Below are 14,629 nucleotides of genomic sequence, written 5' to 3' on the forward strand. Positions count from 1 at the left end.
GCGTCAGCAGTGTCACGACAGCATGGCAACAACAAAATGTGGCGACGACCCGAACAGGTCCAGCGTCAGAACGATATGGACTCATTGCTGCGCACTACTGCACAACCAAGTGTCTTACGACCTGTACTTACAACCTAGAACAGAGCCAACTGCCTCTTGACTGGAGCGAAGGAGCGACGATGTTCGGGCAGTGGCCCCAGGCGCTCCAGAGCCGCCAGGTGCTCCGGTGTCGGGTAGCCCTTGTGACGCGCAAAACCATAGTCGGGATGATGAGTGTCCAGAGCTAGCATAGCAGCATCCCGAGCCACCTTGGCCAGGATCGAAGCCGCAGCGATGGCGCTATGACGAGCATCTCCCTTTACCACTGCCTGGCCAGGAATATGATGCCCGGGCAGGCGATTACCGTCCACCAGCAGATATTCCGGTACCACGTTCAGACCATCGATAGCCCGGCGCATGGCCAAGTGGGTCGCATGATAGATGTTCAAACTGTCAATCTCTGCCGGCGAGGCCTCTGCGATACACCAGGCCAATGCCTGTTCGCGGATCTGAGCGTCCAGTGCCTCTCGTCGCTTGGCACTGAGAACCTTGGAATCGGCCAGGCCATCAATCGGACGTGCAGGATCAAGAATCACGGCAGCAGCCACCACCGCACCAACCAAAGGACCGCGACCTACCTCATCCACTCCGGCCAGCAGGCTTCCCTGGTAATCTACCACCAGCTCTGGCAATGCCTTGCGAGCCTTTCCCGGCGAGGCCTTGGTTGATCGTTTCCTGCTATCTCCAGACATTCCACCCTCAGCCATTCCAGAAACGCTCCTCATCCATTTTTCTCAGCGCGTCTCTCTCAGAATGTCAGGCGACACACTGGCAGGTAGCTCACGGCCAGCTACCAACGCCTCAATGGCATCCACTGCACGGCGGCTGGCATCCCGTTGAAGTGTCCGGTGCATCTCGCTGAATCGCGCTTCAAGATCCGCTCGTCCCTGGTCATCATCAAGCATGGCAGAGAGACGTGCACTGATCGCGTCCACTGAAGCCTCATCCTGAATCAGCTCTGGTACCAGAGATTCCTGTGCAATCAAGTTCGGTAACGAAATCCACCGTGTCTTGACCATGAACTTCGCAATGGTATGGGTCATGGGGGCCATACGATAACCTACCAGCATCGAACGGTGACACAACATGGCTTCCAGAGCCGCGGTACCAGAAGCCAACAACACCACGTCACTGGCCAGCATCGCTTCACGTGCCTGGCCATCCAGCAATACGGCCCTGCGCTGGAGCGCGGGACGTTCGGCCAGGAGCGTTTCAAGTTGGGTACGCCGCTCCGGCGTTGCAGCGGGAATCAACACCAGCAGTTCAGGGCGCTCTTCGACCAGACGCTGAGCAGCATCGAGGAACGTCGCTCCCATGAAACGAATCTCGTTGCGCCGTGAACCAGGCAGAAGCGCCAGCACTTCGCCAACCTCTCCCCTTCCAGCTTCTTCAAGCCGCAAGGCCGCACGCGCCTCCTGGCGGTCATTATTGCCGCCCAGCGGCAGCTCATCAGCCAAAGGGTGACCAACAAAGGCGACGGGCACCTTATGATCGACATAGAATTCTGCCTCAAAAGGCAGGAAGGTCAGCATCGCATCCACCGATCTGGCGATGCCTTTCACTCGTCCTTGGCGCCAGGCCCAGACCGAGGGACTGACGTAGTGCGCGGTGATGATCCCCGCTTGTCGCAACTGACGTTCCAGACCAAGGTTGAAGTCAGGCGCATCAATGCCAATCATGATGTCTGGCTGCCAAGCCAGAGCGTCCTCACGCAAGGTTCGCCGTACACGGAACAGTTCAGGCAGATGCTTGAGCACCTCCACCAACCCCATGACAGACAACACTTCAAGCGGAAACAGCGAGTGAATGCCTTCGGCCTGCATGCGCGGCCCACCTAGGCCACGAAACTCGGCTTCAGGATAACGTGCCTTGAGAGCACGCATCAGACTGGCACCCAGGATATCACCGGAAAGTTCACCCGCAACCAGATATACGCGCCGCGGCGTGCGAGCCGCGGCCATTTGGGTATCTCCAACGCAGGCAGGGTCGCTCACGATAGAGCCTCCCCCGCCGTCAGCGGGTGATTCCCCGGGTTGATGATTCGATGGAGGCGGCAAAGACTTCCGTCTCAGGTAGAGAAAAGCGCGAGCGGATTTCTCCTAGGGCCTGATCCACTGTCAGCCCCTGGCGATAGACCAATTTGTAACTCTCGTTCAGAGAGCGAATGGCCTCGGCAGAGAAACCCCGGCGCTTGAGGCCAACGAGGTTGAGACCATGGGCGGCTGCCGGGCTACCGTTGATCATCACATAGGCTGGAGTGTCCTTGGTGATGATCGAGCCACCTCCTGCCATGGCATGAGGGCCAAAATGACAGAATTGGTGAACGGCAGACAAGCCTCCGATGATGGCAAAGTCACCGACATGAACATGGCCAGCCAGGGTCACCTGGTTGGCTAGAATACAGTCATCACCAATCACGCAGTCATGTCCCACATGCACATAGGCCATGAACAGGTTGCGCGAGCCAATAGTGGTTTCACTGCGATCCTGAACCGTACCCCGGTGCAACGTGACGCCTTCACGAATGACATTGTCGTCACCCATGACCAGGCGTGTAGGCTCACCGTTGTACTTCTTGTCCTGGCAGTCTTCCCCTACGGAGGCAAACTGGAAGATGCGAGTACGCTTCCCCAGTACGGTTGGTCCCTTGATCACTACATGGGGACCAATAACGGAGCCAGCACCGATCTCGACGTCGGGGCCGATCACAGTGAACGGTCCCACCTCGACATCGTCGGCCAGGCGCGCGCCGGGGTCTACGATGGCGGTCGGATGAATCAAGCAATCTTCCTCTCGGCGCAGATGATATCGGCTTCGCAGGCCACTTCTCCATCGATGCTGGCCCGACACTGGAATTTCCAGATACCGCGCTTGGTACGTTCGACCTGGGCCCGCAGCTCAAGGCGATCGCCAGGCATCACGGGGCGCTTGAAACGTACGTTGTCGCTGCCTACCAGATAGTAGACGTAACCGTCGGCAGGCAGCTTGTTGACGGTCTTGAAGCCCAGGATACCGCAGGCCTGGGCCAGCGCTTCGATCACCAGCACCCCAGGCATGATGGGGTGCTCGGGAAAATGACCATTGAAGAACGGCTCGTTGATGCTGACGTTCTTATAGGCAACGATGGACTCACCGATGGTCAACTCCGTGACCTTGTCCACCAGCAAAAAAGGATAGCGGTGGGGTAGATATTCGCGAATCTCGTTGATGTCCATAACCATCGTAGCGACCTCTGAAATGACTGAAATCCTTCCCTCAGGAAGGCAGCGTAGTGGAAGGTTCCTCTACCACTGGACACCTGTTCCCGGCGCGCGAAGGATTATACCGGCAAGCGGTAGACCCTCAAGCCTGGAAAATGCTGCTGATCTTTCAGCTTGTCCCAGAGTCCCCCTTCTCCCCACTCATTCTTTCCAGTCGGCTGACGCGTTTGGCAATGCTGTCCAATTGTTTGAAGCGCACGGCATTGCGTCGCCACTGGCTGTTTTCCATCGCACCGGTTCCCGATGAATACACCCCGGGCTCGAGAATCGAGTTGGTCACCAGACTCATGCCTGTCACCTGAACCCCATCGCTGATGGTCAGGTGTCCAGACAGACCGACCCCCCCCCCAAGCATACAGTGTCGACCGACCTGCGTGGAGCCAGCGATGCCAACACAACCCGCCAGGGCACTGTGGTCACCGATATGGACGTTATGGGCAATTTGCACCTGACTATCGATCTTGACGTCATTGCCGATCACGGTATCGCCCAGGGCTCCACGGTCGATGCTTGAGCAACTGCCGACCTCGACATCATCTCCCAGCACCACACCGCCAAGCTGGGCAATCTTCCGCCAACCTGCTCCATCATGGGCAAAACCAAAACCGTCACCGCCGATCACACAACCACTGTGCAGAATGGCTCGTTTTCCCACCACAACGCCGTGATAGACGGTGACATTGGCATGTAGCAGACTGTTCTCACCGATCTGACTATCCGCCCCGACTACAGAGCCCGGGCCAATGGTCACGCCGTCACCCAGAACTGCTCCAGCCTCGATGACCGCTTGAGCTCCAATGCTGACATCCTGACCCAGCACGGCACCTTCGGCGACCACTGCCGTGGCATGCACGCCAGAGGGCTGCGCATTGATCAGGGGGTCGAGCATACGCGACAGCTCAGCATAGCCAAGATAGGGATTGTCCAGCACCAGAGCCGTCACAGGGCAGGCATCCCTGTCTTCAGGACGCAGCAACACTGCAGCAGCACGCGTCCCAGGCAGATCCTTGAGATAGGCCCGGTTGGCCAGGAAAGTAATATCTTCCGGCCCTGCGTCCTTGAGCGTTGCCAGTCCAGAGATACGACGCTCCCCGTCACCCTCCAGGCGAGCACCAAGACGGTCGGCTATGTCGGAAAGAGATAGGGGTTTTCGTGTATCTTTCATGGGAGCCCGTGGAGCGGTGACATTGCCGCTAGGAAAACACTGTTTCATATCTGGGTGCAATACCCTGATCACCGTCGATGCGTAAAATTATCATTTGCAGCAGTCTTGGCGCAGAGGCTTATTCCTATCGGAAATAACTGACATCCGCATACGACTCAACAGGATCATAACGTATTGAGAAGCTCCGTGACCTCTCCGGTTAGATCCGGTAGGTCACGGGTACTGTGCAACACCCCGTTGGGGTCGACCAGGATGTCGATATCATGACGAGCGATGACGCGATTGACGGCCTGGTCCATCTTGGGTTCCAGCCGAGCCAGAAAGCGTTCTTCGGCAGCCTGCCGAGCAACCAGGATTTCCTGACGCAACTGATCGAAGCGCTGCCCTTTCTGCTGAAACTCCTGCATCAAGATATGTGTTTCAGCATCGCTGGTGGTGTCTGACTCAAGGCGCGTCGACAACCTCTCCAGTGCAGTGCCCAACTGCTGCGCTTCCTGCTGCTTGTCCGACACGCTAGTGCGCAGCTGGGACATTTCCTGACGCGCATCATTGCAGTCCAGCAATGCCTTGCGCCAATCAAGAACCGCTACTTCGGTCGCCGCTGCCGCTGGCGCCCATAACACCAACAGACCAGCCAACAAGAGTACTGGCCACATAGCGGAGTACGAAAAGATGCGCAGCAAATACATCAGAACGTCTGACCCAAGGAGAACTGGAATACCTGGGTATCATCGCCATCCTTCTCGTTGAGCGGCTTGGCCACACTGAAGGTCAGCGGTCCCACCGGTGTCAGCCAAGACACCCCGACACCCGCACTGTAGCGCAGGTCGCCAAGATCCACTCCGGAGCTGCACTCACGGCGATCCTCATCCCCTTCCAGAACGTCATAGCATTCCGTGAGGAAGGTATTACCGGCATCAACGAACAGCGACGGCTGGACAGAGCGCTTGTCTTCAACAAAAGGCATGGGGAAGATCAGTTCCATGCTTCCCTGGACCAGAACGTTACCACCCAGGGTGTCATCATCGCCTTCATTGCGCGTGGTCGTCGGCTGTCCAAGGGTGTTGGAGGTATAACCACGCACCGAGCCAAGCCCCCCGGCCAGGAAGTTCTCGTAGAACGGATAAGGATCATTGGAGTTGAGAGCATCGGCGTAGCCAAGCTGGCCACTGAACTTCAGCGACAGTGTCTGTTCTTCATTCAGGGGGAAGAAGTGCTTGGCCTCGGCACGGGCCTTGTAGTACTCAGCATCGCTGCCAGGTACCGCCAGCTCCAGGGCCAGGCGCTGGTAATTACCCGCAGTAGGCATGATTCCGCGGTTAAGGTCATTGCGCGTCCAGCTACCTGTCAGCGACAGCGTATCGGCCTTGTCGCCCTCATCCCGAACGTAACGTTCGATCTCCGACGGGGTGTCATCGTAGGTGTCGATCTGGAGCGATTCGACATTGGCCCCGAAGTTCATCCGCGTCAGCTCGTTGATCGGGTAGCCAAAGTTGATACCGGCACCCAGAGCATCGGTGGAGTATGTGGAAATATCGGAGTCTTCATAATCCGTCTCACGGTAGTAGAAGTTATAACCGCGAGAGATGCCGTCCAGCGTCCAGTAGGGATCGGTGAAACCGAAGTTGATGCTGGTATAGGTATCACTCTTCTGGGCTCCGACATTGACCCGGTTACCGCTGCCCAGGAAGTTGTTCTGGGACAATGCAGCCCCATAGATGACACCGGCACTCTGCGAGTACCCCAGACTCGCAGAGATGGAACCGGAAGGTTGCTCCTCGACCTTGTAGGTCACATCGAGCTGGTCAGGCTGGCCTGGCACTGGCTCGGTCTGCACTTCGACCTGCTTGAAGAAACCCAGACGTTCGAGGCGTTGGCGAGACTGTGAGATGGACTCGGTGGAAGCCGGAGCCGATTCCATCTGGATCATCTCGCGGCGCAGCACTTCATCCTTGGTGGTCGTGTTGCCGACAAAGTTGATACGACGAACATAGGCACGACGCCCCGGTGTCACCTGGAAACTCAGGTCCACGGTCTTGCCATCGTCGCGCACCTCAGGAATGCCATTGACCTCTGCAAAGGCAAAGCCTTCAGCACCCAGTCGAGAGCGCATGGCTTCGGATGATGCCACCACCTGACTGCGATTGAAGACATCTCCGCTATGAATCTGAAGCAGGTCTCGCGCCTGAGCTTCAGCCAGCTTGAGGTCACCAGCGAAGGAAATATCGCCAATCTTGTAGCGCTTGCCTTCATCCACGTTGATGGTAATGAAGATGCGCGACTTGTCCGGACTGATGGAAACCTGGCTGGAAGTGATATCGAAATTGACATAGCCACGATCCAGATAATAGGAGCGCAAGCGCTCCAGATCACCGGCCAAGGCTTCACGGGAATACTCATCACTGGAGAACCAGCCGAAGAACATCCCGGGCTGGTCTTCCAGTTCGAAGACATCCTGCAGAGTTTCGTCAGAGAAGGCCTCGTTGCCCACGATATTGATCTGGCGAATCTTGGCTACCGCACCTTCGTGGATATGGATATCGACCTGCACACGCCCTGCACCCACCGGGGTGACGTCAGTATCGATACGAGCACTGTAGCGACCCTGGGACTGGTAAAGCCCTTCCAGCTCACGCTTCATGGTATCGATGGAAGACAACTGCAGTACCTGACCTTCGCTGATACCAGCTTGCTTGAGGCCAGTGCGCAGGTCTTCCTCCTTGAGCTGAGAGTTGCCATCAATGTTGAGCGCAGAGATGGTCGGACGTTCTTCGACCTCGATGATCAGCACATCGCCTTCGCGGGCAAGATGAATATCATCAAACAGCCCGGTAGCAAACAGCTTTCGTGCAGCATCCGCCAACTGACGATCGTCGACCTGATCGCGAGCGTTGACAGGGAAAGCATTGAAGACGGACGCAGCAGAGACCCGCTGAAGGCCCTCCACGCGAATATCCGACACGGTGAAGGAATCTGCCAGAGCTACCTGAGAGCAGGTCGCCAGCAGTGTCGCCAATCCGATGGTCTTGATTTTCATGCAGTCGTTTCGCTCGCGTTGAGTCGGCGTGCCAATCCAAACACGCACCATATACATTTGTACGGGTTACTGACAACCTTCCAGCCATGGCAAGGACAACGCTGATTCGTTGCAGCACCCGATATTCAGGTTGTCGAGGGCGCTAAAAATGCTCATAAGAAAAGCACTTACAAGCCACTTCTGCGCTCACGGGCATCACCGGCCTTACATCGTCAACCACCATGAATAAATCGTTCCCTATAGCCGCATTAAATCGAAGTACAGCGCCATGACCATCAGGGTACCTACCAGCGCCACCCCGATTCGCAGGCCTATTGCCTGGGCCCGCTCAGAAACAGGACGCCCACGCACGGCTTCGATGAAGTAATACAGTAGATGCCCACCATCGAGCACAGGGATGGGCAGCAGGTTGAGCACTCCCAGGCTGATCGATAGATAAGCCATGAAGCTGACGAAGCTCTCGAGCCCTGAACGAGCGGTATCCCCCGCAATCCGTGCAATGGTAATGGGGCCGGACAAGTTGCTCGGAGAAATCATCCCGACCAGCATCTTGCGCACAGCATCGAAGGTCAACAAGGTCATCTCTCCTGTCTTGGAGAATGCCTCGCCCACCGCTCCAATGGGACCATAACGAATCTCGCGCAGCCACTTTTCAGGCCACTCCACAGGGGCTACCCCTGCTCCGATGTAACCATGCTGGCTGCCATCTTCCTGTTCCTGCACTTTCGGCGTCAGGCTCAGGGGAAGGCGTTCACCTTCACGCTCCACTTCTACCTTCATGGGCTTGCCGCCATGAGCACGCACGACATCCACCAAGGCCAGCCAGTCAGCAATTGGCTCACCGTCCACACTGATCACTCGATCCCCACTTTGCAGGCCAGCCTGCTCTGCCGGCTCTCCAGCCACCAGTTGACCGATCACCGCAGGCATTTCCGGACGCCAAGGCTCGATTCCCAGGCTACCCAGAGGATCTGGTGGATCCTCGCCCACCAACCACCGGGATACCCCAAGGGAATAATGACGTGGCGTGCTCCCCGATACATCGAGGGCCGTCACATCGAGATTGCCGCTCAAGCCAATCATGGAAACCAGCTTCAGATTGACTTCATCCCAGGAGCGTACTTCTGCCCCTTGTATGGCAGTAATTTCCTGACCATGTTCCAGGCCAGCCTGAGCCGCAGGAGAATCTGGAGTCACTTCGCCCACGACTGGCGCTACGGTAGTGGTACCTGCCACGAAAAGCGCCCAATAGGCAACCAGGGCAAGCAGGAAGTTGGCTATGGGCCCTGCAGCCACAATGGCAATGCGCGCCCATACCGACTTATTGTTGAACGCCTGCCCTCTTTCGGAGGGATCCACATTTCCTTCGCGCTCGTCCAGCATCTTTACGTAGCCACCCAAGGGGATGGCTGCAATGGCAAACTCAGTGCCGTGACGATCGTAGCGTGACCATAACGGCTTACCAAAGCCTACGGAAAAGCGCAGCACCTTCACACCGCAGCGACGTGCGACCCAGAAGTGGCCAAACTCGTGAAAAGTGATCAGCAGGCCAAGCACTACGATCACAGCCAACACATTCTGAATCAGACCCAAAGTCTTCTCCTTGGCTAATCCTCACACCGAAGCAACGGCGCTAAAGGCGATGGACCCACCCGCCACCTTACTCTCGGGCAATGCCTGGGGGCAAAGGTTCCCCACGGCACTACCCAGCCTGGGCGGTCAATACAACCTTCAACAGGGCCATCTAGCACACGCTGGTTCACCCATTTTTTCGTTCCAGCCATGCACGAGCCAGACACCGGGCATGACGATCGGCTTCCAGCACCGCCTCAAGGGTTTCTGCTCCACCCTCAGCGACACCTTCACGAACCTGCTCGACCAGCGCTGGAATATCATTGAACCCGATATGACCGTCAAGAAAAGCGGCCACGGCCACTTCATTGGCCGCATTGAGCACGGCCGGTTGCACACCTCCACTGGCCATTGCCTCACGCGCCAGCCTCAGGCAAGGGAACGCACTCTCATCCGCCGGCTCAAAATCCAACCGCGCCACGGCGAACAGATCCAATGTCTCGACACCTGAATCAATACGGTCAGGCCAGGACAGGCCGTAGGCAATCGGCGTACGCATATCCGGATTACCTAACTGTGCCAGCACCGAGCCATCACTGTAAGCCACCATGGAATGAATCACACTCTGGGGGTGCACCACTACCTGAATCTGATCCGGACGAGCATCGAACAGCCAGCAGGCCTCGATCAGCTCCAGCCCTTTGTTCATCAACGTGGCACTATCTACCGAGATTTTTCGCCCCATGGACCAGTTAGGGTGTGCACAAGCCTGGTCAGGCGTCACCGTTGCCAGTCGCTCGCGATCATAGCCACGAAAAGGACCACCAGAGGCAGTCAGCAGCAACTGAGTGACACCATGATGGGTCAATCCCCCGCGATGGTGCCCAGGTAGACACTGGAAGATGGCATTATGTTCAGAATCGATAGGCAGCAATGTTGCGCCACTCTTTTCCACGGCCCCCATAAACAGGCTGCCAGACATCACCAACGCTTCTTTGTTGGCCAGTAGTACACGCTTGCCGGCACGTACAGCAGCCAACGTTGGCAACAATCCCGCCGCTCCCACGATGGCAGCCATCACGACGTCCGCCTCTGGGGCCCCTGCTACTTCTTCTAGAGCCCGCTGACCGTGGTGCATTTCGGTGGCCACACCTGCTTCCTGCAACCGGGTCGCCATCCAATCAGCATCTTCAGCACTATCGATCACGGCCACATCGGGACGATGTGTCAAGCACTGCTGCAACAATGCCTCCCGAGAGCTGTGTGCCGTCAGTGCATGCACACGATAAAGCTCGGGATGGCGGGAAATGACATCGAGAGTACTTGTGCCGATCGAGCCAGTGGCACCCAGCACCACAACCCCTCTCGACAGACCTTTATCCCGGGAAGTTGAGTTGACCGCAGCGACACTCATGCCATCACCAGCCAACTGAAGAACAGAGCAAATACCGGAACCGCAGCGGTAAGGCTATCAATACGGTCGAGGATACCTCCGTGCCCTGGCAGCAGCTGACTGGAATCCTTGAGACCACGATGGCGCTTGAGCATGCTTTCGAGTAGATCGCCCAGCACCGACGTCAATGTCACGCCCAGAGTTACCACTACCAGCACAATGGTGGCCTCCAGGTCCAGTGACTGCCATAGCGAAAAGATCACCGCCAGAAACGCAGTCACCCCCATGCCACCCAGTACACCTTCCCACGACTTTCCTGGGCTGACCTTGGGTGCCAGCTTGCGCTTGCCGAAGGCACGACCAAAGAAATAGGCGCCGGTATCTGCACACCAGACCAGGAGCAGGACAAACAGCAGCCAGACACCGCCGCTGTCACGCAGAACATTGAAGCCGACCCAGGTAGGCAACAGTACCCAGCCTCCCATGGCCAGGCGCATGGTAGTAGAAGACCACTGTGCTTCACGTTCGGGATGACCGATCACCCACCACAGGTTGAGTGCCCACCCCAGAGCACCAATGACCAGAACCCATCCAGCCTGCGACTGACCACTGAACCACAGCAGGGCCATGGCAACTGCCAGAGCTGCAACAACTGTCAGGCGCCCTGCTCCAGAGGCCACTCCTGCCAGATTGGCCCACTCGCGCCCTGCCAACAGTACAATCATGGCGGTAAACAGGGCAAAGTAGCCGCCATCCAGTCCAAACAGTCCCGCCAGCGCCACAGGCACCAGGCAGACTGCGGTAATGACCCTTTGCCTAAGCACCTTGAGCCTCGAGCTGTTCGTCGGTCATGCCGAAACGGCGTTTACGCTGACAGAACTCTTCCAAGGCGGCATCGAAGGAGTCACCATCGAAGTCCGGCCACAGTGTCGGAGTGAAATACAGCTCAGCATAAGCCATCTGCCACAACAGGAAATTGGAAATTCGCAACTCTCCACTGGTGCGAACACACAGATCTACAGGGGGGGCAGCCCCCAGGCATACCTGCTCGCCAAACATGCGCTCATCGATGGCTTCAGGATCCAGCTCACCGCCTGCCACTCGCTCGGCCAGCCGTCTCGCGGCCTGAGCGATATCCCACTGGCCACCATAATTAGCGGCAATGACCAGATGGAGACCCGTATTATCCCTGGTCAGTTCCTGAGCTTCGTTGATGCGCTTCTGAATAGCCGTGGAAAAGCCGGATGTATCACCGATCACTGACAGGCGGATATCGTGCTGGTGAAGCTTCTTCACCTCTCGTTTCAGCGCCATCAGGAAAAGCTCCATCAGGGCATTGACCTCAGCAGCCGGGCGTTTCCAGTTCTCGCTGGAGAAAGCAAACAGAGTGAGCATCTCGATCCGGCGCTCGGCGGCACGACGAATCACAGCACGCACAGCTTCGACACCAGCATGGTGGCCACGTACTCCGGACATGCCGCGAGAGCGAGCCCAGCGATTATTGCCATCCATGATGATGGCGACATGGCGCACTTGACTGACGGATTCCGGCAGAGGACGCAATGAAGAGGAGTCCGAAGAAGACGGTTTAGGAGGCTGCGGTGACGTCATGATGTCTCGCATGGAAGTAAACAGAAGCCCCGAGGCCCGGCACGTGCGGCGAGCCTCGGGAATGACGCGGCGAGCCGGCGTCAGACCCGCATCAGGTCTTCTTCCTTGGACGCCAGCACCTTGTCGATTTCAGCCACGAAGCGATCGGTGATCTTTTGCACTTCGTCCTCGGCCTGACGCTGCTCATCTTCAGAGATTTCCTTCTCCTTGAGCAGGGCCTTGAGGTCGTTGTTGGCGTCGCGACGCACATTGCGCACCGCCACACGTGCGTTTTCCGCTTCCTGGCGCGCCTGCTTGATATAGCCCTTGCGCGTTTCTTCAGTCAGCATCGGCATCGGTATGCGAATCACGTTACCCGCAGTGGAAGGATTCAGACCTAGCTCAGAAGTGATGATGGCCTTTTCCACCTTGGGCACCATGGCCTGCTCCCAGGGCACCACGGTCAGAGTACGAGCATCCTCTATATTGACCTGTGCGACCTGATTGATCGGAGTCATGGAGCCATAATAATCGACCTGCACCGCATCCAGAATACTGGGATGTGCACGACCGGTGCGGATCTTGTTGAAGTTGTGGTGCAGAGAGTCAATGCTCTTCTGCATGCGCTCTTGCGCATCTTTCTTGATCTCGTTGATCACGATGTCACCCTCTATCGATCAGCGTGCCTTCCTTGCCGCCCACCACCAGGTTGAGCAGAGCGCCAGGCTTGTTCATGTTGAATACCCGGACAGGCATATCATGGTCCCGCACCAGGCAAATGGCGGTCAAATCCATAACACCAAGTTTCTGGTCAAGAGCATCATCGTAGGATAACTGGTCATACTTGACCGCATCCGGATACTTGACCGGATCCTTGTCATAGACACCATCCACTTTGGTGGCCTTGATCACCACATCGGCATCAATCTCGATACCGCGCAGACATGCTGCAGAGTCAGTAGTGAAGAAGGGGTTGCCGGTACCAGCCGAGAATAGCACCACGTCACCGGAGGTGAGATAGCGAATAGCAGTACGGCGGTCATAGTGTTCCACCACACCACTCATGGGAATTGCCGACATCACCCGGGAACGGATATTGGAACGCTCCAGGGCATCGCGCATTGCCAAGGCATTCATCACCGTGGCCAGCATGCCCATATGGTCGCCGGTAACCCTTTCCATACCTGCCTCATGCAAGGCCGCTCCACGGAACAGGTTACCACCGCCCACCACAATGCCGACCTGAACCCCAATACCAACCAGTTGGCCTATCTCCAGAGCCATGCGATCGAGCACTTTGGGATCTATGCCAAAATCGGCGTCACCAGTCAGCGCCTCACCGGACAGCTTGAGCAGGATACGCTTGTACTTCGAATCAGCACGAGGCTTGTCGACTTTAGAGATAAGGGAGGAATCGGCGCTACTCATAGCATGTCTCCGCAATTGACTGGGGCCTGCTGCCAAACCAGAAAAGGTCTCGTTCGGCGTACTGTGAGCGCCCGGTGTATCGACCAGTGGCGCATACACGAAGGCGTGCGCTTTCGCGCACGCCATCTTTACTGTGATATCACAGTATGGAACCGGGACCTTAGCTACGCTTGGCCTGTTCCATGACTTCCTTGGCGAAGTCGACCTCTTCCTTCTCGATGCCTTCACCCACCTCGAAGCGAGTAAAGCCAACCACTTCACCACCAGCAGCCTTGACGAATTCGGCAACGCTGACGTTGGGATCCTTGACGAAGGGCTGCTCGGTCAGGCTGTTCTCTGCCAGATACTTCTTCAGACGGCCTTCCACCATCTTCTCGGCGATCTGCTCCGGCTTGCCAGCCATGTCAGGCTGCGCCAGGATGATGGCCTTTTCGGTATCAAGCTGAGACTGCGGCATGTCTTCCGGACGTGCCACTGCCGGATTGATGGCAGCCACGTGCATGGAAACATCCTTGGCGGCTTCAGAGGTGCCGCCCTTGAGCTCGGTCAGCACACCGATACGGCCGCCGTGAACATAGGCACCTACCAGGTTGCCTTCAGCAGCAGTGATGACGGCAGCACGACGCACACCGATGTTCTCACCGATCTTCTGCACCAGGGCTTCACGATCGGATTCCAGTTCACCGGCAGTCACAGCAGCAACATCTTCGCTCTTGGCAGCGAAGAAGGCATCGGCAACCTTGTCGGCGAAGGCCTTGAAGTTGTCATCACGAGCAACGAAATCAGTCTCGGAGTTGATCTCGACCAGGACACCATAGCTGCCGTTTTCGGCAACACGAGTCACGACGACGCCTTCAGCAGCGGTACGTCCCGCTTTCTTGGCGGCCTTGAGACCAGAGTTCTTGCGCAGGTTCTCGATAGCGAGATCAATGTCACCGTCGGCTTCGCTGAGTGCCTTCTTGCACTCCATCATGCCAAGTCCGGTGCGCTCGCGAAGTTCCTTGACCAGGGAGGCGCTGATAGCTGCCATGGTATTCACCTCTGAATGGTTCGACCTGAATGTCGGTTGGCCATGCAGCCCACGC

At 57.1% G+C, this 14,629-nt stretch carries 14 protein-coding genes; all 14 read right to left on the reverse strand.

The annotated features are described in order from the left end of the window. Positions 1-134 precede the first annotated feature (134 nt). The 14 genes from rnhB to tsf all read right to left on the reverse strand — a co-directional run bounded on the left by rnhB (position 135) and on the right by tsf (position 14,574). The gene (gene rnhB / locus Q1K07_RS14145; protein WP_300312047.1) at positions 135-806 is read right to left on the reverse strand and encodes a ribonuclease HII; all 672 of its coding nucleotides are present in this window, start codon (positions 804-806) and stop codon (positions 135-137) included. A gap of 27 nt (positions 807-833) precedes the next feature. After that, entirely contained in the window at positions 834-2,060 is a 1,227-nt protein-coding gene (gene lpxB / locus Q1K07_RS14150) for a lipid-A-disaccharide synthase (protein ID WP_300312132.1), read from the reverse strand. Positions 2,061-2,112: 52 nt separating this feature from the next. Continuing rightward, a complete protein-coding gene (lpxA, locus tag Q1K07_RS14155; RefSeq protein ID WP_300312050.1) occupies positions 2,113-2,880 on the reverse strand; it encodes an acyl-ACP--UDP-N-acetylglucosamine O-acyltransferase in 768 nt (255 codons plus the stop codon). Then, on the reverse strand, positions 2,877-3,320 hold the full coding sequence (fabZ, locus tag Q1K07_RS14160; protein ID WP_149283401.1) for a 3-hydroxyacyl-ACP dehydratase FabZ: 444 nt from the start codon (positions 3,318-3,320) through the stop codon (positions 2,877-2,879). Before fabZ ends, lpxA begins: the two co-directional genes overlap by 4 nt. 148 nt (positions 3,321-3,468) lie before the next feature. Then, positions 3,469-4,524 (reverse strand): UDP-3-O-(3-hydroxymyristoyl)glucosamine N-acyltransferase, encoded by a 1,056-nt coding sequence (gene lpxD, locus Q1K07_RS14165; protein WP_300312052.1) that lies wholly within the window; start codon positions 4,522-4,524, stop codon positions 3,469-3,471. 164 nt (positions 4,525-4,688) lie between these two features. Further along, positions 4,689-5,180, reverse strand: a complete 492-nt coding sequence (locus Q1K07_RS14170; protein WP_300312055.1) for an OmpH family outer membrane protein — start codon at positions 5,178-5,180, stop codon at positions 4,689-4,691. A gap of 32 nt (positions 5,181-5,212) precedes the next feature. Beyond that, positions 5,213-7,561: an outer membrane protein assembly factor BamA gene (gene bamA, locus Q1K07_RS14175; RefSeq protein WP_300312058.1), complete on the reverse strand. Its 2,349-nt coding sequence runs from the start codon at positions 7,559-7,561 to the stop codon at positions 5,213-5,215. Between the two features lie 237 nt (positions 7,562-7,798). Further along, positions 7,799-9,154 (reverse strand): sigma E protease regulator RseP, encoded by a 1,356-nt coding sequence (gene rseP, locus Q1K07_RS14180; protein WP_300312061.1) that lies wholly within the window; start codon positions 9,152-9,154, stop codon positions 7,799-7,801. Positions 9,155-9,320: 166 nt separating this feature from the next. Then, positions 9,321-10,547 carry a 1-deoxy-D-xylulose-5-phosphate reductoisomerase gene (gene ispC / locus Q1K07_RS14185; protein WP_300312064.1) on the reverse strand — a complete coding sequence of 409 codons (1,227 nt, stop codon included), beginning with the start codon at positions 10,545-10,547 and terminating at the stop codon, positions 9,321-9,323. Continuing rightward, entirely contained in the window at positions 10,544-11,350 is an 807-nt protein-coding gene (locus Q1K07_RS14190) for a phosphatidate cytidylyltransferase (RefSeq protein ID WP_300312067.1), read from the reverse strand. The genes ispC and Q1K07_RS14190 overlap by 4 nt, the downstream gene beginning before the upstream one ends. Next, positions 11,343-12,137 (reverse strand): polyprenyl diphosphate synthase, encoded by a 795-nt coding sequence (gene uppS / locus Q1K07_RS14195; protein ID WP_300312069.1) that lies wholly within the window; start codon positions 12,135-12,137, stop codon positions 11,343-11,345. Before uppS ends, Q1K07_RS14190 begins: the two co-directional genes overlap by 8 nt. Positions 12,138-12,217: 80 nt before the next feature. After that, positions 12,218-12,775 (reverse strand): ribosome recycling factor, encoded by a 558-nt coding sequence (frr, locus tag Q1K07_RS14200; RefSeq protein ID WP_300312071.1) that lies wholly within the window; start codon positions 12,773-12,775, stop codon positions 12,218-12,220. Positions 12,776-12,779: 4 nt separating this feature from the next. After that, positions 12,780-13,544 (reverse strand): UMP kinase, encoded by a 765-nt coding sequence (gene pyrH, locus Q1K07_RS14205; RefSeq protein ID WP_300312073.1) that lies wholly within the window; start codon positions 13,542-13,544, stop codon positions 12,780-12,782. A 160-nt stretch (positions 13,545-13,704) separates the two neighbouring features. After that, complete coding sequence (gene tsf / locus Q1K07_RS14210) at positions 13,705-14,574, reverse strand: translation elongation factor Ts (protein ID WP_300312076.1); 870 nt, start codon at positions 14,572-14,574, stop codon at positions 13,705-13,707. Between the last annotated feature and the right edge of the window lie 55 nt (positions 14,575-14,629).

Source organism: Halomonas sp. (assembly GCF_029263665.1).
In the GTDB taxonomy this organism is placed as follows: Bacteria; Pseudomonadota; Gammaproteobacteria; order Pseudomonadales; family Halomonadaceae; genus Halomonas.